The sequence below is a fragment of the Nocardioides panacis genome (genome assembly GCF_019039255.1).
Lineage (GTDB): Bacteria > Actinomycetota > Actinomycetes > Propionibacteriales > Nocardioidaceae > Nocardioides_B > Nocardioides_B panacis.
In genome coordinates, this window is record NZ_CP077062.1 from 3,509,288 (window position 1) to 3,529,716 (window position 20,429).

The following is a 20,429-nucleotide window of genomic DNA, read 5'->3' on the forward strand; positions in this document are numbered from 1 at the left end:
CTTGCCCCACCGCCACGGGGGGACGGTTACCGGGTGCTCGCGGGGTGTCCGCGGGGTGCTCGTGGGGGTGGTCTAGGCGAGCGCCGCGCGGAGCCGTTCGGCGTCGACCCGCCAGAAGTCGTGCTGCCGGCCGTCGACGAAGGTGACCGGGATCTCCTCGCCGTAGGCCCGCTGCAGCTCGGGGGGCGTCGGGCCCGGCGGTGATGTCGACCTCCTCGAAGGACTCCCCCAGCTCGGCGCAGACCCGGGCCACGACCGCGCGGGCGTCGTCGCACAGGTGGCAGCCGGGCTTGGAGTACAGCCGCACGCGGGCGCTCACTCGAGCAGCCCCATGGTGCGGCGCCGGGCCCGCTCGCGCAGCCGGCCCTTGGCGACCTTGCCGGTCACCGTGTGCGGCAGCTCGTCGACCACGTGCACCTGGGTGGGCTGCTTGAACCGGGCCAGCCGGACCGCGCAGTGCTCGCGGACCAGCTCCTCGAGCTCCGCGGCGGAGTACGACGAGGAGGGGGTCGCCTTGACGTAGGCGACGACCGCCTCGCCGGTGCGCTCGTCGGGCATCCCGATCACCGCGGCCTCGGCGACGTCGTCGACCTCCATGACGACGTCCTCCACCTCGCTGGGGTAGACGTTGAAGCCGGAGACGATCACCAGCTCCTTGAGCCGGTCGACGAGGAACAGGTCCCCGTCCCGGTCCAGGAAGCCGACGTCGCCGGTGGCGAACCAGCCCGCGGCGTCCGGGCCGTCGGTGCCGTCCGGCCAGTAGCCGCTGAACAGGTTGGCACCGCGGACCCAGATCTCGCCGGCGTCCTCCCCCTCGGGGGCGTGGCCGCCCTCGTCGACCAGCCGGATCTCGATGCCGGGCAGCGCCGCGCCGACCGACCCGGGCTTGGCCGTGGCGCTGCACAGCGTGGAGGTGACCACCGGCGCGGCCTCGGTGAGGCCGTAGCCCTGCTGCACCGCGAGTCCGGTGCGCTGCTCGAAGAAGGTGACCAGCTCGCGGGACAGCGGCGCGGACCCGGAGAGCACCAGCCGCACCCCGGACAGCCGCTCGCCCAGGTCGTGGACGGCCTGCCAGTAGGCGAACACCGGCGGCGCGACAGGGAGCACCGTGACCGCCTCGGCCTCGATGACCGTCAGCGACTCCTCCATGTCGAAGCCGTTGACCAGCACCAGCCGGGCCCGCTGGTGCAGGACCTGGCCGAGCACCGCGTTGAGCCCGTAGACGTGGAACAGCGGCAGCACGCCGAACACCACGTCGTCGCCGGTGAGCATCGGCGGGTCGATCCGCGCCGCCTGCTCGACGTTCGCGAGCAGCGCCCGGTGGGTCAGCATCGCGGCCCGCGGGCGGCCCGACGTGCCGGAGGTGTAGAGCAGCACGGCCAGCCGCTCGGGGTCGGCGGTGACCGGGGCGTCGGTGCCCACGGCGGCCAGCAGGTCGGCGTACGACCGCTCGCCCGGGACCGTCGGGGCGCCGACCACCACCACGCGGGGTACGGCGGTCCGGCGGCGCAGCTCCTCGTCGGCACCCACCAGGGCGTCCTCGAGCCCGGCGACCGCCTGCCGCACGGTGGTCAGCGTGGCGGCGTCCGCGACGACCACGCGGGCGCCGCAGTCGGCGACCAGGCGGACCAGCTCGCCGGTGGCGGAGCGCGGGTTGACCGGGACGGCGACCAGCCCCGCGCGCAGCACGCCGAGGTAGCTGGTCACGAACTCGGTGCGGTTGCCCAGCGCGATCACGACCCGGTAGCCGGCCACCAGGCCCTGGGCGTTGAGGCCGCGGGCGACCTGGTCGACCTCGGCGTCGAGCTCGGCCCAGGTGACCCGCCGGCCGGAGCCGGCCTCCACCAGGGCGACCCGGTCCGGGGCCTCGGCGGCCGCACGGGTCAGGAGGTCGGCGAGATGGGCGCTCACAGCGGTGAGTCTCGCACAGCCGAGGGGCCCCTCCCGCCCACTAGGGTTGCGGTGTGAACGCCCCAGCACCGGCCGGGCGACGGCCCCCGCGACGCGACAAGCCGCGTCCCGACCTGCGCAGCCGCTCGGCCCTCGCCGGCGAGGCCTCGGCCGCCGCCGCCGAGGTGGAGAGCTCGCTGCAGACCCCCCCGGACCCGCAGGTCGCGGCGTTCTTCGACGTCGACAACACGATCATGCAGGGCGCCTCGATCTTCCACCTCGCCCGCGGGCTGCACCGCCGTGAGTTCTTCACGACCCGCGACATCCTGGGCGCCGCGTGGAAGCAGGCCTACTTCCGGATCGTCGGCGTCGAGGACCCCGAGCACGTCGCCGAGGCCCGCGCCTCGGCGCTGGCGTTCATCAAGGGCCACCCGGTCAGCGAGCTCGAGGAGCTCAGCGAGGAGATCTTCGACGAGGCGATGGCGCACCGGATCTGGCCCGGGACCCGCGCCCTCGCCCAGATGCACCTCGACCAGGGGCAGCGGGTGTGGCTGGTCACCGCGGCGCCCGTGGAGATCGCCCGGATCATCGCCGGCCGGCTCGGCCTGACCGGTGCGATGGGCACCGTGTCCGAGCACGTCGACGGCGTCTACACCGGCCGCCTGGTCGGCGACCTGCTGCACGGGCCCGCCAAGGCAGAGGCCGTGCGGGCGCTCGCGGAGCGCGAGGGCCTCGACCTGTCCCGGTGCTCGGCGTACTCCGACTCCTACAACGACCTGCCGATGCTCAGCCTGGTCGGGGACCCGTGCGTGATCAACCCGGACGCCCGGCTCCTCGACCACGCGCGGGCCGAGGGGTGGCGGGTGCGCGACTACCGGACCGGGCGCAAGGCCGCCCGCGCCGGGCTGCTGACCGCGGGCCTGGCGGGCGCCGCCACCGGCAGCGTCGCGGCGGCGGTCGCCCTGCGGCGCAGGGTCCGCTGAGCCGGGTGCGCGCCGCCCCGCACCGGTGGCACAATCGGTGTGACCCTGCCCACAGTGGCTGATGCCGACCGAAGTTACTCACCGGTTCACAAACCGCATCTCCCGCCCTACTCTGGACGGGTCACGTGGGGGAGGCCGGCCGACGTGCAGCCGGGGAGGGAGCTCGATTGTTCACGCGCGACGACGACTTCCGGCGTGGCTTCACGGAGCTGCGGCTGGCGCTGCAGCATGCGCTCGACCCGGCGACGGCACTGGCGCCGGCGGTCGCCGGCGGGGTCACGGTGCAGCGACCCTGGCTGCTCTCCGAGGCCGTCGGGCTCGACCCGCGGCCGTCCCGGGCGTCCGGCAGCGGCGCCTCCGGGCCCGCGGGCCCCGACGACGCCGACCTGGCGGTCTCCTCCGAGGTCGACCAGGCGGAGGCCGACCGGCTGATCGCCCTCGTCGAGCTCGCCCGCGGCGGTGACTGCGACGCGTTCGGGCTGCTCTACGACCACTACCACGTCGCTGTCTACCGCTTCGTCTACTACCGCGTCGGCTCGGTGGCCCTGGCCGAGGACCTCACCTCGGAGTGCTTCTTCCGGGCGCTGCGCAGCATGGGCTCGTTCCGCTGGCAGGGCAAGGACTTCGGCGCCTGGCTGATGACCATCGCCCGCAACCTCACCACCGACCACTTCAAGGCCGGGCGCACCCGGCTGGAGTTCGCGACCGAGGACATGAGCCCGCACGACCGGTCGACCGAGGGGCCGGAGGGCTCGGTCCTCGCGGCGCTGACCAACGAGGCCCTGCTGACCGCGCTCACCGAGCTGCCCCACGAGCAGCAGGAGTGCCTGGTCATGCGGTTCCTCCAGGGCCTCTCGATCGCGGAGACCGCCCAGGTGCTCGGCCGCAGCGAGGGCGCGGTCAAGCAGCTCCAGCTGCGCGGCGTCCGCAACCTCGCCAAGCTGCTCCCCGAGGACCTCCGGTGACCGGCCGGCCCTGCCGGGCCGCAGGCTCCGGTCTGGTCCGGGGCGCGGCCGTAACCTCGCAGCCGTCCGGGTCGTTGTCCCCTACGACCCACCCGACCCGTCTCGAAGGACGCTCGCGATGACCACCCTGTTCCGCTCCCGGCGCGCCGAGGAGTTCGCCGCGCGCGTGGACGGCACGGGCACCCTGCGGGCGGCGAGCGACCCCGGCACCGAGCGGCTCCTCGGCGTCGCCGAGCTGCTCCGGGTGCGGGCCGCCGGGGACACCGGCGCCACCCCCCGCGACGCGTTCGCCGCGGAGCTCCGCGAGCGGCTGATGGCCGAGGCCGCGACCGTCCTGACCCCCCAGCACGCCGCGCTCGCCCTCCCGCCCCGCACGCGCGGCAAGCGGGAGCGCCGGCTGGTGGCCGTGGCCACCGCGACGGTCCTGCTCGGCGGCACGGCCGGGATGGCCACCGCAGCCCAGGACGCGATGCCCGGTGAGGTGCTCTACCCGGTCAAGCGCGGCATCGAGCAGGCCGAGGCGGGACTGTCCCTCGGCTCCGCGGCCCGCGGGCGCGACCTGCTGCACCAGGCCACCGGCCGGCTCGGCGAGGCCGGCCGGCTCGTGGACCGCGACCCCTCCACCGCGACGCTCCAGGTGCCCGGCACGATCTCGACGTTCACCGCCCAGGCCACCCGCGGCTCCGACCTGCTGCTGGCGTCCTACGCGGCCGACGGCGACCCGGCGACGGTCGGCACGGTGCGCGAGTTCGCGGCGGCCAGCCTGTCCGCGGTCACGGCGCTGACCCGGACCGCCCCGGAGGAGGCCCAGCCCGCCCTGCGGGACGCCGCGCTCGCGCTGCGCGACATCGACACCCGGGCCGGCCGGCTCTGCGACAGCTGCGCCGACCTGCCGGCCCTGAACCTGCCCCAGGCGTTCCTGGCGTCCGCGGAGGTGCACCGCGCGATGCACCGCGTCGAGGTCGCCGGCCTGGACAACAGCCACCCGGTGATCGCCGACAAGCAGGCGCTGCGCACCGCGCTCAGGCAGGCCGCGCCGCGACGTACGACGACGGGTGGCGGGACGCAGTCCTCCGCCGGCGCGGTCCCGCAGCCCCCGGCGGCCACCCCCGCGGTGCCCGGCGCGAGCGACGTCCCCGCCGTGCCGTCGGCGCCCAGCACCTCGAAGGTGCCGGTGCCCCGGCTCCCGGCACCCAGCCTGCCGACCGCAGCGCCCAGCCTGCCCGGCGCGCCGCTCACGCTCGACCCCGGCGGCCTCGCCGACGGTCTGGGCGGGGTCGTGGAGACGATCCTGCCCGACCCCACGAAGCTGCTGCCCTGAGCCGACGGCCCCGTCGGCGCCTCAGTAGAAGACCGACCGCCGCTGCATGAGCAGGGTGTAGAGCGTCTGCTGGATGGTCTCCCGGACCTGGTCGGTCACGTTGAACACCAGCATCGGGTCCTCGGCGGCACCCTCGTCGTAGGAGTCGGTGCGGATCGGCTCGCCGAACTCGATCAGCCACTTCGACGGCAGCGGGACCAGGCCCAGCGGCCCGAGCAGCGGGAAGAACGGCGTGATCGGCAGGTACGGGATGCCGAGCAGCCGGGCCAGCGCGGGCACGTTGCCGACCAGCGGGTAGATCTCCTCCGCGCCCACCACGGAGCACGGGATGATCGGCACGCCGGTGCGGATCGCCGCGGACACGAAGCCGCCGCGGCCGAAGCGCTGCAGCTTGTAGCGGTCGGAGTAGGGCTTGCCGATGCCCTTGAACCCCTCGGGCCAGACGCCGACGAGCTCGCCGCCGCAGAGCATCCGCTGGGCGTCCTCGTTGCAGGCCAGCGTGGCGCCGCCCTTGCGGGCCAGCTCGCCGATCACCGGCAGGTTGAACACCAGGTCGGCGCCGAGCGGCCGCAGGTTGCGCCCGGTCGCGTCGTGGATCGACACCATCGTCACGAGGCCGTCCATGGGGACCGTGCCGGAGTGGTTGGACACCACCAGCGCGCCGCCCTCGGTGGGGATGTTCTCCGCGCCCCGGACCTCGACCCGGAACCACTTCTGCGCGATCGGGCGTACGGCGGCCAGCAGGAACCGCTCGGTCACCTCGGCGTCGAAGCCGTACTCGTCGACCTCGAAGTCGCCGGTGACCCGGCGGCGCAGGAACGCCAGGAGCTCGGCGAGGCGCGGCTCCCACCGGTCACCGAAGACCTCGCGCGCGGCACCGCTCAGGGCCTCGAGCCAGTCGCCGACCGGGATCCCGCCGGACGGGCGGCGCTCCGCGACCGACTCCGCGCGGGGGGCTGCCGGGTCCGGCACGGCGTGCGGAGCCTGCTGCTCGGTGGCCTCTGGGGCGTCGTCCGCCGGCGCGGGGGCCGGGGTCGGCCTCGGGGCGGCCTTCTTGCGCGCCGCCGGACCCGCGAGGTTGCGGGCGGCCGACGAGGGCCGCGCACTGCCGCTGCCGCGACCCGGACGACCGCGCGTGCCGAGCGGGATCACCTCCGCGTCACCCACGGGAGGCACCTCCCAGCAGCGCGGCCGCGGACGGCAGCGCGCTCGGGGCGATCGAGCGGGACAGGTCGGCGAACGCCTCCGCCGTCGTGTACGACGGGTGGAACCCGAGCACGGACCGCATCCGGCTGGTGTCCAGGCCGCGGCCGAACGTCAGGAAGCCGGACAGCTCGGCCTGCAGGCCCTTGATGGCGGCCTGCCGGGACAGCGAGCCCAGCGAGCTCAGCGAGCCCAGCGCGAAGCGGGGCACCGGCACCGTGGGCCGGCCGAGCCGGCGCAGCGCCTGGGACAGCATCAGCACCCCGTCGCCGCCGACGTTGAAGGTGCCGTGCACCCCGCCGAGCGTGGCGTGGTGCAGGGCGCCGAGCAGGTCCGTCTCGTGCAGGAACTGGAGCCGGGCGTCGTACCCGAGCACGGTGGGGACGACCGGCAGCCGGAAGTAGTGGGTCAGCGGCGAGGAGACGGTGGGGCCGACGGCGTTCGCGGCCCGCAGCATCGTCACGGCGACGTCGGGGCGCCGGCGGGCGAACCCGCGGACGTAGCCCTCGACCTCGAGGACGTCCTTGGCGTAGCCCGAGCGCGGCATCCGCTTGGCGCCCATGTCCTCGGTGAACATCGCCGGGTCGCGGCTCGAGGAGCCGTAGACCGCCGAGGAGGACTTGACCACCAGCCGCTCGAGCCCCGGCGCCTTCTGGCACGCGGCGAGCAGCTGCATGGTGCCGATGACGTTGTGCTCCTTCATCGACATCCGGCCGCCGGCCTCGTGGGGCGCGGACCGGACGCTCATGTGCACGACCGTGTCGACGTCCTGCCCGGTGATCACCTTGGCGATCACCGGGTTGCGGATGTCGGCACGGACGAAGGCCACGCTGCCGAGGTCGCCCCGCGGGGGGACGACGTCGACACCGATGACCCGCTCGACGGCGGGGTCGGCGGCGATGCGGCGCGCGAACCGTCCACCGAAGTCACGAGAGACTCCGGTGACCAGGACGACGCGACCCATGAGTGCTGCCCCTGCCCCGAGCGTTCCGGGCTACTTGCCCTGACGACGACGCTGGATGCGCGTCTTCTTGAGCAGCTTGCGGTGCTTCTTCTTGGCCATCCGCTTGCGACGCTTCTTGACTACCGAACCCACAGGTGGACCTTCCGGACTTCACGACGGCCCGGGGCCGACGTACTGGCTGGCGATGCACCCGATGGTGCAACTGCTGACACGGGCCGCACCGGGTTCCCCCGAGCGCGGCGCGAAGTGATCAGCCTAACCGTCGCGCGCGGCGGGGCGAAACGCGGTCGCCCGCGGCGGACCGGCGCGCTCCCCGGGGTAAAAACCTCCTGCAGCGGTGGACCGCCCCTCAAGTGCTCCGGCGGGGAGTCCGACACTCCCTGTGCGAGCCGGTGCGGTCCCGAACCCCTGAGACACCCGGCGCGCACGTGAGGCCTTGGGAGGGGCCTGACTCATGAACCTGAGCTCTGTGCTGCGCCCCGCGCGAAAGACCCTGGCGGCCGCCCTCGTCACCGTGGTGACCGCCACCGGACTGGTCGCCGTCGCCCCGTCCAGCGCGAGCGCCCGGACCGTCTTCCCCGCCTACTCGGCGAACGTCTACGAGCAGCAGGTCCAGTACTACGTGAACGTGCAGCGCCGGGCCCACCACCTCGCGCCGCTCTCGATGGCCACCTGCACCGACTCCGTCGCGGAGCGCTGGAGCGCCTACCTGGCCGCGCACGACGCGTTCTACCACCAGTCGATGACGCACCTGCTGAACAAGTGCAACGCGTACTACGCCGGCGAGACCCTGGGCCGGGGCGCGATCACCCCGAAGACCCTGGTCAGCATGTGGATGCACTCCCCGCCGCACCGCGCGGTGCTGATGAGCAGCAGTCCGCGCCGGATCGGCATCGGCGCCACCCCGAACGCCCGCGGCGAGTGGGTGGTGGCCGCGAACTTCATGCGGTTCTGACCCGCTCCTCCCTCCGCAGCGAAGCAGCCACCCGCCTCAGGCGGGTGGCTGCTGTGGTTCGGGGCCGACGCGGTCCGGGGTCGCCGGACCGCGCAACGTCAGCCGGTCTGGAAGAAGCTCTTGCGGAGGTACTCGTTGACCGCGTCCTCGGGGACCCGGAACGAGCGTCCCACGCGGACGGCCGGAAGCTCACCGGAGTGGACCAGCCGGTAGACCGTCATCTTGGACACGCGCATGACCGTCGCGACCTCCGCGACCGTCAAGAACTTCACCTCTGAGATGTCGCCACCCGGTGTTCCGGTGGGACTGTTGTTCGAGGCCATGATGCACCGCACTTTCGCGCACATGCGCCCCCCGGCTTCCCCGCCGGAGACCCTTCGTATGTGCTTCCGTGAGAGTAGAGCCTAGTGTGACTGCTGGGGAAGAGGTGACTCCTGCCCAACATTTTGCTTTTGTCCCCGCGTGTCGGCTGGACCCGCGCCACGGGCGGCCTCAGGGCTGGTGGTCCAGACCGTTCAGCGGAAAGGTCGCCTCGCGCGTCGCGTGGATGGCCCGGTCCAGCCAGACCGAGGGGTCGTACCCCGCAGACCAATCACGGTACGCCGGGGTGCGACCGTCCGTCATCCGGAAGGGCCCGGTCCGGCCGAGCAGCGTCTGCACGTGCTCGCGCCATCCCTCCGGCGTCTCGGTGGCCGGGTCGAGCGGTGCGCCGCCCACGATCGCCAGCAAGTGCGTCCAGGACCGCGGCACCACGTCGACCACCGCGTAGCCGCCGCCCCCGGTGACCAGCCACTTGCCCGCGCACACCTCGTGGGCCAGGTCGTGCAGCGCGAGGTACGCCGCCCGCTGGCCGTCGACGGTGAGCATCAGGTGCGCCAGCGGGTCCTCGATGTGCGAGTCGCAGCCTTGCTGGGTGACCAGCACGTCCGGCGCGAACTCGCGCACCAGCGGCGGCACCACGGCGTGGAACGCGCGCAGCCAGCCGGCGTCGGACGTCCCGGGCGGCAGCGCCACGTTCACCGCGCTGCCCTCCGCGCCCGGGCCGCCGGTGTCGGACGGGAAGCCGGTGCCCGGGAACAGCATCTGGCCGGTCTCGTGCAGGCTGATCGTGAGCACCCGCGGGTCGTCGTAGAACACCTTCTCGACGCCGTCGCCGTGGTGCACGTCCACGTCGACGTACGCCACCCTCTCGGCGCCGTGGTCCAGCAGCCAGCGGATGCCGACCGCGACGTCGTTGTAGACGCAGAAGCCGCTCGCCCGGCCGGGCATCGCGTGGTGCAGGCCGCCGGAGATGTTCGCGGCGTGCAGCACCTCACCGGTCCAGACCCGTCGGGCCGCCTCGACGGTCGCGCCGACGACGTGCGCCGACGCCTCGTGCATGCCCTCGAACGTGGGGTTGTCGGCGGTGCCGAGCCCGCGCTCCTCGATCACCCGGTAGGGGTCCTTGCCGACCAGCCGCACCGCGTCCATGAACGCCGGGTCGTGCACGGTGGCGACCAGCTCGTCGGAGGCCATCGGCGCGGCCACCGTGACCAGGCCCGGTCCGCCGCCTGCGGGCTGCAGCACGCCGAGCTCGCGGGCCAGCAGCACCGTGAGGTCGACCCGGATCGGCGACATGGGGTGGTCGGGCCCGAAGTCGTAGTCGGTGAGCGTCGGGTCGAACACGACGCAGGCGGGGCCTGACATGCCGCCGAGACTACCCGCGGCGCGCGTCACTGCCCCGCGCCGGACGCCGCCGTACGCCGCCGGCCTTCCCACGCGCCGTGGACGGTGCGCACGCGGCGTACCCCGGGTCCAGCGTCCGTAACCCCGCGTTACAAGCGCGGGGGTCGGTAGGATTCCCCTCATGCGCTTCCTCTGGTGGTCCCCCCTCTAGGCGGACTCCCGGCTGCGCACCTCCAGCACCGACGGCCGCCCACGGGCGGCCGTCCTGCGTTGCGCCGGACGTCTCCGTGGGCCCACACCCAGGACACGACATGGACCTCCCCACCCGCAGGCTCAGCCTGCTCACGCCCAGCGGGCACCTGACGCTGGGCAACCTGCTCGGCGCGCTGCGCGGGATGGCCGCGGACCAGGGCTCCGGCCGCTGCGTCTACGGCGTCTCGGACCTGCACGCGCTGACCACCACGCACGACCCGCGCGAGCTCGCCGCCGGCACCCGCGAGCTGCAGACCCTGCTGCTCGCGGCCGGGATCGACCCGGACCGGTCGACGCTGTTCCGGCAGAGCGACGTCCCGGCGCACACCGGGCTGGCCTACCTGCTGGAGTGCACCGCCTACGTCGGCGAGCTGTCCCGGATGATCCAGTACAAGGAGAAGGGCCGCGACCGGCCGCAGACCCGGACCTCGCTGCTCACCTACCCGGTGCTGATGGCCGCCGACATCCTGCTGCACCGCCCCACCCACGTGCCGGTCGGCGACGACCAGCGCCAGCACGTGGAGCTGACCCGGGACCTCGCGGTCCGGTTCAACCGGACCTACGGCGAGGTCTTCACGGTCCCGGAGATCACCACGCCGGCGGCCGGTGCCCGGGTGCGGGACCTGTCCGACCCCGGCCGCAAGATGAGCAAGTCCGACCCGGTCGGCGCCGGCGTCGTGTACCTGCTCGACCCACCGGACGTGGTGGCCCGCAAGGTCGCGCGCGCGGTCACCGACTCCGACACCGGCCCGGACGCGGTGCGCCACGACCCCGCGGCCAAGCCCGGGGTGAGCAACCTGCTGGAGATCCTCGGGGCGTGCACCGGGACCGCCCCGGCGGAGGCCGCGGCCGGCGTCGCGACGTACGGGCAGCTCAAGAAGGCCACCACCGAGGCGGTGCTGTCGGTGCTCGAGCCGCTGCAGGCGAGGTACGTCGACCTCGCCGCCGACCCCGGGTACGTCGACGAGGTGTACGCCGCGGGCTCGGAGCGCTGCCGGACCGAGACCGCACCGGTGCTCGCCGCGGCGCGCGAGGCGATCGGGCTCTAGTCGATCGGGCCGTGGCCGAGGCCGGCGACCCGGGTCAGCAGTCCCTTGAGGGTGGAGACGTCGCGGGCGGAGAGCCGGTCGGCCCAGAGCTCCTCGACGCGGTGCAGCGCGTCCCGGGCCCACTCGGCGGCGTCCCGGCCCGACGGGGTCAGCGAGACCTGCCGCACCCGGCGGTCGGCGGGGTCCGGCTCGACGGTGACGAAGCCGCGGTCGGCGAGGTCGGCGACGAACTCGCCCATCGCCTGCTTGGTCATCCCGGCGATGGTCGCGAGGTCGCTCAGCCGCCGGCCGCCCTCGAGCGGGACCATCGACAGCACCCGGAGCTGCGAGCCCCGCAACGGGGCCGCCGCGGCGTCGACGGCCTCGGGGAAGCTGCGGGTCACCTCGCGCTGGGCCAGGTCGAGCAGCTGGACCAGACCGGCGTCGCCGTCCACCGGGAACCCGTTGACCGTGAACATAAGGCAACCTTACTATCTCGATCATGGTAAGGCTACCTGATCAACTGACCGGACTCGGGACGCTCGGCCCCGCGGAGCCGACGGGCGACCTGCTCGGCACGGTCGTCCGGGCCGCGCTCCGCGACGACTCCGCGGCGGTGCTCGACGCGGCCGCCGTCGCGACCGGCTACCCGTTCACGAGCATCGGCACGGGCGGGCTGTTCCGGGTCACGGGCACCGCGTCCACGACCGCCGGAGAGCGGCCCTGGTCGGCGTTCGTCAAGGTGCTCCAGCACCCGCGGCACTGGCCGCTGATCGACGCGCTCCCGCCGCGGGCCGCGGCCGAGATCCTCGCGTTCTTCCCGTGGCGCGAGGAGCTCGACACCCATGAGCGGGTGCTGCCGGCGCTCCCGGCGGGGCTGCGGGTCCCGGAGGTCTACGCGGCGGCCGACCTGGGCGACGACCGGCTGGCCTGGTGGATGGAGGACGTCGACGCCGACGACGACGCGTGGACCGACGAGGGCTACGCGCGGGCGGCCCACCTGCTCGCCCGCCTGGCCGCCCGGCGCCGCGCCGGCACCGCCGCGGGCGCCAGCCACCTGCCTGCGGGGTACGGGGTCCGCAAGGTCCTGGACGCCCGCGGCCCGCTGCTGGCCGGTGCCCTGGCCGACGACGCGCTGTGGGAGCGGCCGGTGGTCACCGGCACCGTCGACCCCGCCTACCGCGCCGACCTCGCCCGGGCGCTGGCCGCGATGCCGGCCCTGCTCGAGGAGATGGACACCCTCCCGCTCGCCCTGCCGCACGGCGACGCGGCGCCGGTGAACCTGCTCCGCCCGCGCGCCGAGCCGACGACCCTGGTGGCGGTGGACTTCGCGTTCCAGTGCCCGCTGCCGCTGGGGCACGACCTGGGCCAGCTGCTCGCCGGCGAGGTCGAGCGCGGCCGGATGGAGCCCGCCCGGCTCCCGGCGCTGCTGCGGGTCGTCGAGCGGGCGTACGTCGACGGGCTGGCCGCCGAGGGCCTCGACGTCGCGGCGGGCACCGTGCGCCGCGGGCTGGTGTGCAGCTCGCTGGGGCCCCGGACCCTCCCGGGCGCGTTCCCGGTCGAGCACCTCGACGGCCCCGACACGGAGGAGCACCGGGCGTTCCTGCGCCGCCGGGCCGGGCTCGGCCGGTTCGCGCTGGACCTCGTGCTGTCCCCCGCGGACGCCTAGTCCATGCCCTCCGCGAGCGCCCGGGACCGGTCCCGGGCCGCCTCGATCGCCACCAGGAACGCCGCGCGCACCTTGTGCTCCTCGAGCTGGCGCAGCGCCGCGGCCGTCGTGCCACCCGGGGAGGTGACCCGCTCGCGGAGCACCACCGGGTGCTCGCCGGTGTCCCGGATCAGGGTGGCCGAGCCGATCACGGTCTGCACCACCAGCTCGGTGGCCGTGGACCGGGGCAGCCCGAGGTGCACGCCCGCCTCGATCATCGACTCGACGACGAAGAAGATGTAGCCCGGACCCGACCCGCTGATCGCGGTCACCGCGTCCTGCTGCTTCTCGGGCACCCGGATCACCTTGCCGGTCGAGGCCATCAGCGACTCGGCCTCCAGCAGGTGCGCCTCGTCGCAGTGCGAGCCGCGCGAGATCGCCGCCATGCCCTCGTCGACCAGCGCCGGGGTGTTCGGCATCACCCGGACCACGGCGGTGCCCTCGGGCAGCCGGGCCTCGAGGAAGGCGGTGGTGATGCCGGCGGCCAGCGAGACCACCAGCTGCCCCGGGCGTACGACGGGCGCGAGCTCGTCGAGCACCTCGCCCATGTCCTGCGGCTTCACGACCAGCACCAGGGTGTCGGCCCGGCCGGCGGCGTCGACGTTGGAGACCACCTCGACGCCGTACCGCTCCTCGAGCTCGGCGGCCCGGTCGCGGCGCTTCTCACCGACCAGCAGCTCGGCCGGGCGGCGGCCGGAACGGACCAGGCCGGAGAGCAGGGTCTCCCCCATCACCCCGGCGCCGATGATGGCGACCGTCACGGGGGACCCCTACTTCTTGGAGACGAGCGAGTGGACGAAGAACGTCAGGTTGCTCGGGCGCTCGGCGAGCCGGCGCATCAGGTAGCCGTACCACTCCTGGCCGTAGGGCACGTAGACGCGCACCTTCTCGCCGGCGTCGGCCAGCCGCTTCTGCTCGTCGGGGCGGATGCCGTAGAGCATCTGGTACTCGTAGCTGCCCTGCGCCCGGCCGTTGCGGGTGGCGAGCGCGCCTGCGATGTCGACCATCCGCGGGTCGTGCGAGGCGATCATCGGGTAGCCCGCGCCGCCCATCAGCACCTTCAGGCACCGGACGTAGGACTTGTCCACGTCGTGCTTGTCCTGGAACGCGACGGACTCGGGCTCGTTGTAGGCGCCCTTGCACAGCCGGACGCGGGAGCCCTCGTAGGCCAGGTCGCGGCAGTCGGCCTCGGTGCGGCGCAGGTAGGCCTGCAGCACGGCGCCGGTCTCCGGGAAGTCCTTGCGCAGCTCGCGCAGGATGCCGAGCGTGGAGTCGGTGGTGGTGTGGTCCTCCATGTCGAGGGTCACCGTGGTGCCGGCGTTGCGGGCCGCGTGGCAGATGGTGCGGGCGTTCTCGATCGCGACCTTCTCCCCGACGTCGGCCAGCGACTGGCCGACCGCCGAGAGCTTGACCGAGACCTCGGCGTTGCGCGCCAGGCCCTGGTCGGCCAGCGCGGACAGCACGTCGAGGTAGGCGGCCACGGTCGCGTCGGCCTGCTCCCGGTCGAGAGTGTCCTCGCCGAGGAAGTCGAGCGTGACGTGCAGCCCGGACTCGATCAGCTCACGGGTCGCCTCGACGGCGTCCTGGGTCGCCTCGCCGGGCACGTAGCGCGACACGATGCCGCTCGACACGGGCATGGCGGTGACGAAGTTCTTGACCTTGTCGCTGCGCGAGAGCATCAGCAAGGGCTGCCGTAACACGAATCTCCTCCAGCGGGGACCTCGGCCGCCTCGTTGCAGCCAGCGCCCAGGCTACGCCGTGCGCGGGACCGGCCCGGCCGGGGTCAGGGGGTACGCCGCCGGAGGGTGGCGGCGCCGAGGGCCAGGCCGGCCAGCGCGAACCCGACGACGACCGCGAGGTCGGACCACACCGACGCCTCCACGCCGCCGAAGCCGGTGCTGGTGGTGGTCGCGACGGCGGTCATGGCGTCGACCGCGTAGCTCAGCGGGAGCACGTCGGAGATCGCCTCGAGCACCGGCGGCATCTGGTCGCGCGGCACGAACAGCCCGCACAGCAGGATCTGCGGGATCACCACCGCGGGCATGAACTGCACCGCCTGGAACTCGGTGCGCGCGAACGCCGAGACGAACAGGCCGAGCGCGGTGCCGAGGACGGCGTCGGCGACCGCCACCACCACGAGCATCCAGGTCGGACCCGAGACGGTGAGGCCCAGCGCGAGCACCGAGAGCAGCACGGCGAGCACCGACTGCACGGCCGCGACCAGCCCGAAGGCCAGCGCGTAGCCGCCCAGGAAGTCACCCTTGCCGGTGGGCATCGCGAGCAGCCGTTCGAGGGTGCCCGAGGACCGCTCGCGCAGCGTGGTCACCGAGGTCACCAGGAACATCACGATGAACGGGATGAGCGCCAGCAGCGGCGGGCCCAGGCTGTCGAAGCCGATGCCGGACTGGTCCCGGAACATCCACCACAGCAGCGTGAGGACCGCGCAGGGCAGCACCAGCAGCATCGCCAGCGTGCGGTGGTCGCGGCGCAGCTGGGCGAGCACCCGGGCGGCGACCGCCGACGCGATCCGGGCGCTCACGCGGCCGGCCCCTCGACCAGGGCCAGGAACGCCGCCTCCACGTCCGTCGTACCGGTGCGGGCGAGGAGCTCGGCCGGGGTCTCGTCCGCGAGCAGCACCCCCTCGCGCATCAGCAGCAGCCGGTCGCACCGCTCGGCCTCGTCCATCACGTGGCTGGACACGAGGACCGCGGTGCCGGCGTCCGCGAGCGCGTGGAACATCGCCCACAGGTCGCGCCGGAGCACCGGGTCCAGGCCCACGGTCGGCTCGTCGAGGACCAGCAGCTCGGGCGTGCCGAGCAGCGCCACCGCCAGCGACACCCGGGACCGCTGGCCGCCGGAGAGCCGGCTGACCACCTGGTCCCGGGCGGCGCGCAGGTCGACCGCGTCGATGCAGCGGTCCACCTCGCTGCTCGGGCCGCCGTGGACGCCGAGGACGCGGGCGAAGAACTGCAGGTTCTCCGCGACGGTCAGGTCGTCGTAGACGCTGGAGGCCTGGGTGACGTAGCCGACCCGGTCCCGCAGCCGCCGGTCGCCCGCGGGCAGGCCCAGCACCTCGACGGTCCCGCTGGTCACCACCTGGACGCCCACGACGGCGCGCATCAGCGTGGACTTGCCGCACCCCGAGGGCCCGAGGAGCCCGGTGACCGCGCCGGGCCGTGTGGAGAAGCCGACGCCGTTCAGCGCCAGCACCCGGCCGCGCCGCACCACGAGGTCGCGTACGTCGATCACCCCCGCGCCCCTCGTCATAGGTGGCAGTGTGCTCGCGCGACGGCGCCCGCGTCGAGGACGGACCCCGGGGCCGCCCGGCTCAGGACGGCGCGACCGCGAAGTTCAGCCGGGTGAACGCGAGGGCCTCGAGCAGGTCGAGCTCGCGGGCCGCCCGGTCGGCCGCCTTGCGGGTGTTGATCTCGACGACGACGTGCCCGTCGAAGGCCACCCCGGCGAGGTGCTCGAGCAGCGCGGCGACCGGCTGGGTGCCCCGGCCCGGCACCAGGTGCTCGTCCTTGGCCGACCCGGTGCCGTCGGTCATGTGGATGTGCCGCAGCCGGCTGCCCAGCCGCCGGGCCATCGCGACCGGGTCGGACTGGGAGACCGCCGAGTGCGACAGGTCGATGGTGGCGTTGGCGTAGTCCTGCTCGGAGGGGTCCCAGCCGGGGACGTAGACCTGCATCTCCCGGCGGGAGGCCCGCCAGGGGTACATGTTCTCCACCGCGAACGCGACGCCGGTGCGCTCCTCGAGCTCGGCGATCCCCTCGACGAAGGCCCGCGCGTAGTCCCGCTGCCAGCGGAACGGCGGGTGCACGACGACCACGTCGGCGCCGACCGCGACGGCCATCTCGGCGCTCTGCTCGAGCTTGCCCCAGGGCTCGGTGCCCCAGACCCGCTGGGTGATCAGCAGGCAGGGCGCGTGGATCGCGCACACCGGCATCCCGTGGTGCTCCGAGAGGTGCCGGACCGCGTCGACCTCCTGGCTGATCGGGTCGATCCCGACCATCACCTCGACCGCGTCGTACCCCAGCCGCGAGGCCAGCTCGAAGCCGTTCGCCGTCGACTCGGGGTAGACCGAGGCGGTGGACAGGGCGATCACGTCCCGAGCCTAGCCACTCACCCGCTCCGTAGAGTCGCGGTCGGACCACTCACCCCACCGGAGGACCCCATGGCAGACCCCGACGTCGTCGTCGTCGACAACCCCGACGCACACCGCTACGAGGCACGGGACGCCGACGGCACCGTGCTCGGCTTCTCGGCCTACCGCCGGTCGGGGGAGGTCGTGGTGATCACCCACACCGAGGTCGACGACAGCCAGGAGGGTCGCGGCATCGGGTCGGTGCTGGTCCGCGGGGCGCTGGACGACATCCGGGCCTCGGGCCGGACGGTGCGCCCGGTGTGCCCGTTCGTGCGGGCCTGGATCGACCGGCACGAGGACTACGCCGACCTGGTCAGCGACTGAGCCGCACGCCGATCTGGTCGATCCGCTCCAGGATCAGGCCCTCGCGGAGCGCCCACGGGCAGATCTCCAGCTCCGGCAGGCCGAACAGGTCGAGCACGGCCTCGGCGACCAGCGCACCCGCGACGATCTGGTGCGCCCGGCTCGGCGAGACGCCGGGCAGCCCGGCGACCTGCTCGGGCGTCATCTCCAGCAGCCGCGGCAGGACCTCGCGCAGCGCCGTGCCGTCCAGCACCCGGCGGACCAGCGGGCCGTCGCCGGAGGGCGCCGACCCGCAGATCCGGGCCAGCGACCGGAAGGTCTTCGAGGTGGCCACCGCGTGGTCCGGCGCCATCCGCAGCACCGAACCGGCGTCGTCGGCCAGGTCGGCCCGGATCTTCTTGCGCAGCAGGCGTACGGCGCCGGGGTCGACGCCGCCCGCGAGGTGCTCCCGGGTCAGCCGGCCGGCGCCGAGCGGCAGCGACTGGGCCACGTCGGGGGCCTCGTCGGACCCCACCGCCACCTCCAGCGACCCGCCGCCGATGTCGAACACCGCGAGGCGTCCCGAGGACCAGCCGAACCAGCGGCGGACCGCGAGGAAGGTGAGCCGGGCCTCGTCCTCGCCGGGCAGCACCTCGATGTCGACCCCGGTGGCCGCCCGCACGTGCTCCAGGACGGCCTCGGCGTTGGACGCGTCGCGGACCGCCGACGTCGCGAAACCGGCCATCTCCGTGCAGCCCTTGTCCTCGGCCACCAGCACCGACGACGCGACGAACGACGTCAGCGCCTCGACCCCGGCGTCGCTGACCGCACCCGACTCGTCGAGGTGCTCCGCGAGGCGCAGCGGCTCCTTGTGGGAGTAGGCCGGCATCGGCGCCGCGCCGCCGCTGGCGTCGACCACGAGCAGGTGCCCCGTGTTGGACCCGATGTCGAGAACGCCCAGCCGCATGGGGACAGGCTAGGCGACGTAGGGTTTCCACCGTGCCTGAGACCGATCTCGTCATCCCCCGTGCGTACGTCGAGTTCCTCGACCCCGACGACGAGGCGCAGATGTTCAAGTGCGACCTCACCTGGCTGACGTCGCAGTACATGTGCATCTTCGGGCAGGGCTGCGCGGGCATCTACGCCGAGCGGCCGGACGACGGGTGCTGCACCCACGGCGCGCACTTCGCCGACAAGGACGACGAGAAGCGGGTCCGGTCGTTCGTCAGGCAGCTCGACCCGGAGCACTGGCAGTTCCACGACGCGGGCACCTCGGCCAAGAACGCCTGGATCGAGACCGACGACGAGGGCGACCGCAAGACGGCCGTGCACGAGGGGGCCTGCATCTTCCTGAACCGGCCGGGCTTCCCCGGCGGCGAGGGCTGCGCGCTGCACGGGCTGGCGCTGCGCCAGGACAGGCACCCCCTCGAGACCAAGCCCGACGTGTGCTGGCAGCTGCCGATCCGGCGGACCTTCCGCGACGTCGAGCTGCCGGACGGCACGGCGTACACCGAGGTCACCATCGGGGAGTACGACCGTCGCGGCTGGGGCGCCGGCGGGCACGACTTCGACTGGTACTGCACCGGCAACCCCGAGGCGCACGTGTCACCCGAGCCGCTCTACGTCACCAGCGCCCCCGAGCTCACCGAGCTGATGGGCCGCGCGGCGTACGACGAGCTGGTGGACCACTGCGAGGCGCACCTCGCGTCGCGCTCCCGGCTCGCGATCCACCCCGCGGACCCGCGCTAGTCCTGCCCGGCCCCCACCACCCGGCTGGCCACGTCGTCGGGCATCGGCTCGTAGCGGGCGAAGCTGCGGGTGAACGACGCGGAGCCGTGCGTGAAACCGCGCAGGTCGACGGAGTAGCGGCTGATCTCCACCTGCGGGACCTCGGCGCGCACCAGGGTCCGCTCCTGACCGGCCGGCTCGCTGCCGAGCACCTTGCCGCGCCGTCCGGACAGGTCGCTCATCACCGCGCCGACCAGGTCGTCGGGGACCAGCACCAGCACCTCGTCGACCGGCTCGAGCAGCGCGGTCCGGGACGCCGCCGCGGCCTCCCGCAGCGCGAGCGCCCCGGCGGTCTGGAAGGCCATGTCGGAGGAGTCCACGCTGTGCGCCTTGCCGTCGCGCAGGGTCACCCGGATGTCCACGACCGGGTAGCCGGCCGCGACGCCGCGCTCCATCTGGGCCCGCACGCCCTTCTCGACCGAGGGGATGAACTGCCGCGGCACCGAGCCGCCGACGACCTTGTCCACGAACTCGAAGCCGCTCCCCCCGGGGAGCGGCTCGACCTCCAACCGGCACACGGCGAACTGGCCGTGGCCGCCGGACTGCTTCACGTGCCGGCCGTGGCCGACTGCCGGGGCCGCGAACGTCTCCCGCAGCGGGACCTTCAGCGGGACCTGGTCGACGCCGACGCCGTGTCGGTGCTCGAGCCGGTCGAGGACCACGTCGGCGTGCGCCTCCCCCATCGTCCAGAGCACGATCTGGTGGGTCTCGGCGTTGTGCTCCACCCGCAGCGTCGGGTCCTCGGCGGAGAGCCGGGCCAGCCCCTGGCCGAGCTTGTCCTCGTCGGCCTTCGCGCGCGCCTCGACGGCGACCGGCAGCAGCGCCTCGGGCATCGTCCAGGGCCGCAGCACCAGCGGCTGCTGCGGGTCGGACAGGGTGTCCCCGGTCTCGGCGCGGCTGAGCCGCCCGATCGCGCAGAGGTCGCCGGCGACGACCAGGTCGGCGTGCCGCTGGGTCTTGCCGAGCGGCACCGAGAGCGACCCGATCCGCTCGTCCTCGTCGTGGTCCTCGTGGTCTCCCGGGCCGGCGGCCAGGTGCGCGCCGTCCCCGAACGAGTGCAGGTGCCCCGAGACGTGCACCGTCGCGTCCGGCCGCAGCGTGCCGGAGAACACCCGCACCAGGCTGACGCGTCCGACGTACGGGTCGCTCGTGGTCTTGACGACCTCGGCGACCAGCGGGCCGGCCGGGTCGCAGGTGAGCGCCGGCCCGCGGCCGCCGGTCGGCGTGAACACCTCGGGCAGCGGGTGCTCGAGCGGGGAGGGGGAACCCGGCCACCAC

The 20,429-nt window shown here is 74.0% G+C and carries 23 protein-coding genes and 1 pseudogene; 8 read left to right on the forward strand and 16 right to left on the reverse strand.

Translation table 11 applies throughout. The annotated features are described in order from the left end of the window. Window positions 1-72 precede the first annotated feature (72 nt). From KRR39_RS26240 to KRR39_RS17135, 3 genes and pseudogenes are all read right to left on the reverse strand, one after another. Window positions 73-177: a glutaredoxin family protein gene (locus tag KRR39_RS26240; protein ID WP_367303750.1), complete on the reverse strand. Its 105-nt coding sequence runs from the start codon at window positions 175-177 to the stop codon at window positions 73-75. Between the two features lie 67 nt (window positions 178-244). Continuing rightward, window positions 245-319, reverse strand: a pseudogene (locus tag KRR39_RS26245) (glutaredoxin family protein); the annotation flags it as partial. Further along, complete coding sequence (locus tag KRR39_RS17135) at window positions 316-1,911, reverse strand: AMP-binding protein (RefSeq protein WP_216938698.1); 1,596 nt, start codon at window positions 1,909-1,911, stop codon at window positions 316-318. The pseudogene KRR39_RS26245 and the gene KRR39_RS17135, both read right to left, overlap by 4 nt. Window positions 1,912-1,964: 53 nt before the next feature. Here KRR39_RS17135 and KRR39_RS17140 point away from each other — a divergent pair, with 53 nt between their 5' ends. The 3 genes from KRR39_RS17140 (at window position 1,965) to KRR39_RS17150 (ending at window position 5,159) form a co-directional block, all read left to right on the forward strand. Next, window positions 1,965-2,873 carry an HAD family hydrolase gene (locus KRR39_RS17140; protein ID WP_216938699.1) on the forward strand — a complete coding sequence of 303 codons (909 nt, stop codon included), beginning with the start codon at window positions 1,965-1,967 and terminating at the stop codon, window positions 2,871-2,873. A 167-nt stretch (window positions 2,874-3,040) separates the two neighbouring features. Beyond that, window positions 3,041-3,838, forward strand: coding sequence for a sigma-70 family RNA polymerase sigma factor (locus KRR39_RS17145; RefSeq protein WP_254185214.1), 798 nt, complete (start codon window positions 3,041-3,043; stop codon window positions 3,836-3,838). Between the two features lie 118 nt (window positions 3,839-3,956). Then, entirely contained in the window at window positions 3,957-5,159 is a 1,203-nt protein-coding gene (locus tag KRR39_RS17150; protein WP_216938700.1) for a DUF5667 domain-containing protein, read from the forward strand. Between the two features lie 21 nt (window positions 5,160-5,180). Here the strand turns inward: KRR39_RS17150 and KRR39_RS17155 are convergent, their stop codons facing one another. From KRR39_RS17155 to KRR39_RS17165, 3 genes are read right to left on the reverse strand one after another with little or no spacing between them, the layout of a single operon-like run. Beyond that, complete coding sequence (locus tag KRR39_RS17155) at window positions 5,181-6,326, reverse strand: lysophospholipid acyltransferase family protein (protein WP_216938701.1); 1,146 nt, start codon at window positions 6,324-6,326, stop codon at window positions 5,181-5,183. Beyond that, entirely contained in the window at window positions 6,319-7,326 is a 1,008-nt protein-coding gene (locus KRR39_RS17160) for an NAD-dependent epimerase/dehydratase family protein (RefSeq protein WP_216938702.1), read from the reverse strand. Before KRR39_RS17160 ends, KRR39_RS17155 begins: the two co-directional genes overlap by 8 nt. Before the next feature lie 30 nt (window positions 7,327-7,356). Then, a complete protein-coding gene (locus KRR39_RS17165) occupies window positions 7,357-7,458 on the reverse strand; it encodes a 30S ribosomal protein bS22 (protein WP_216938703.1) in 102 nt (33 codons plus the stop codon). Between the two features lie 322 nt (window positions 7,459-7,780). On the opposite strand from KRR39_RS17165, the gene KRR39_RS17170 reads away from it, so the two are divergent. Then, complete coding sequence (locus KRR39_RS17170; RefSeq protein ID WP_216938704.1) at window positions 7,781-8,281, forward strand: CAP domain-containing protein; 501 nt, start codon at window positions 7,781-7,783, stop codon at window positions 8,279-8,281. 98 nt (window positions 8,282-8,379) lie between these two features. Here the strand turns inward: KRR39_RS17170 and KRR39_RS17175 are convergent, their stop codons facing one another. Continuing rightward, window positions 8,380-8,553 (reverse strand): helix-turn-helix domain-containing protein, encoded by a 174-nt coding sequence (locus tag KRR39_RS17175; RefSeq protein ID WP_436971991.1) that lies wholly within the window; start codon window positions 8,551-8,553, stop codon window positions 8,380-8,382. A 220-nt stretch (window positions 8,554-8,773) separates the two neighbouring features. Continuing rightward, window positions 8,774-9,967 carry an acetoin utilization protein AcuC gene (locus KRR39_RS17180; protein ID WP_216938706.1) on the reverse strand — a complete coding sequence of 398 codons (1,194 nt, stop codon included), beginning with the start codon at window positions 9,965-9,967 and terminating at the stop codon, window positions 8,774-8,776. 290 nt (window positions 9,968-10,257) lie between these two features. Here KRR39_RS17180 and trpS point away from each other — a divergent pair, with 290 nt between their 5' ends. Then, complete coding sequence (trpS, locus tag KRR39_RS17185) at window positions 10,258-11,247, forward strand: tryptophan--tRNA ligase (protein WP_216938707.1); 990 nt, start codon at window positions 10,258-10,260, stop codon at window positions 11,245-11,247. Here the strand turns inward: trpS and KRR39_RS17190 are convergent. Continuing rightward, window positions 11,244-11,705, reverse strand: coding sequence for a MarR family winged helix-turn-helix transcriptional regulator (locus tag KRR39_RS17190; RefSeq protein ID WP_216938708.1), 462 nt, complete (start codon window positions 11,703-11,705; stop codon window positions 11,244-11,246). The two genes, trpS and KRR39_RS17190, sit on opposite strands and share 4 nt — an antisense overlap. A 23-nt stretch (window positions 11,706-11,728) precedes the next feature. Here KRR39_RS17190 and KRR39_RS17195 point away from each other — a divergent pair, with 23 nt between their 5' ends. Next, window positions 11,729-12,895, forward strand: a complete 1,167-nt coding sequence (locus tag KRR39_RS17195) for a hypothetical protein (protein ID WP_216938709.1) — start codon at window positions 11,729-11,731, stop codon at window positions 12,893-12,895. On the opposite strand, the gene proC is transcribed toward KRR39_RS17195, so the two are convergent. From proC to KRR39_RS17220, 5 genes are all read right to left on the reverse strand, one after another. After that, window positions 12,892-13,695, reverse strand: a complete 804-nt coding sequence (proC, locus tag KRR39_RS17200) for a pyrroline-5-carboxylate reductase (protein WP_216938710.1) — start codon at window positions 13,693-13,695, stop codon at window positions 12,892-12,894. The two genes, KRR39_RS17195 and proC, sit on opposite strands and share 4 nt — an antisense overlap. A gap of 9 nt (window positions 13,696-13,704) precedes the next feature. Continuing rightward, complete coding sequence (locus tag KRR39_RS17205) at window positions 13,705-14,613, reverse strand: proline dehydrogenase family protein (RefSeq protein WP_254185215.1); 909 nt, start codon at window positions 14,611-14,613, stop codon at window positions 13,705-13,707. Between the two features lie 104 nt (window positions 14,614-14,717). Continuing rightward, window positions 14,718-15,473: an ABC transporter permease gene (locus KRR39_RS17210; RefSeq protein WP_216938712.1), complete on the reverse strand. Its 756-nt coding sequence runs from the start codon at window positions 15,471-15,473 to the stop codon at window positions 14,718-14,720. Continuing rightward, window positions 15,470-16,201, reverse strand: a complete 732-nt coding sequence (locus KRR39_RS17215) for an ABC transporter ATP-binding protein (protein ID WP_216938713.1) — start codon at window positions 16,199-16,201, stop codon at window positions 15,470-15,472. Before KRR39_RS17215 ends, KRR39_RS17210 begins: the two co-directional genes overlap by 4 nt. Window positions 16,202-16,262: 61 nt before the next feature. Beyond that, a complete protein-coding gene (locus tag KRR39_RS17220) occupies window positions 16,263-17,042 on the reverse strand; it encodes a sugar phosphate isomerase/epimerase family protein (RefSeq protein WP_216938714.1) in 780 nt (259 codons plus the stop codon). A 69-nt stretch (window positions 17,043-17,111) separates the two neighbouring features. On the opposite strand from KRR39_RS17220, the gene KRR39_RS17225 reads away from it, so the two are divergent. Beyond that, on the forward strand, window positions 17,112-17,405 hold the full coding sequence (locus KRR39_RS17225) for a GNAT family N-acetyltransferase (RefSeq protein ID WP_216938715.1): 294 nt from the start codon (window positions 17,112-17,114) through the stop codon (window positions 17,403-17,405). Here KRR39_RS17225 and KRR39_RS17230 read toward each other — a convergent pair. Next, the gene (locus tag KRR39_RS17230) at window positions 17,395-18,330 is read right to left on the reverse strand and encodes a Ppx/GppA phosphatase family protein (RefSeq protein WP_216938716.1); all 936 of its coding nucleotides are present in this window, start codon (window positions 18,328-18,330) and stop codon (window positions 17,395-17,397) included. The genes KRR39_RS17225 and KRR39_RS17230 overlap by 11 nt on opposite strands. A gap of 32 nt (window positions 18,331-18,362) precedes the next feature. On the opposite strand from KRR39_RS17230, the gene KRR39_RS17235 reads away from it, so the two are divergent. Then, window positions 18,363-19,112 (forward strand): DUF3109 family protein, encoded by a 750-nt coding sequence (locus tag KRR39_RS17235; RefSeq protein WP_216938717.1) that lies wholly within the window; start codon window positions 18,363-18,365, stop codon window positions 19,110-19,112. Here KRR39_RS17235 and KRR39_RS25075 read toward each other — a convergent pair. After that, entirely contained in the window at window positions 19,109-20,383 is a 1,275-nt protein-coding gene (locus KRR39_RS25075) for an EF-Tu/IF-2/RF-3 family GTPase (RefSeq protein WP_254185216.1), read from the reverse strand. The genes KRR39_RS17235 and KRR39_RS25075 overlap by 4 nt on opposite strands. Window positions 20,384-20,429: the final 46 nt, after the last annotated feature.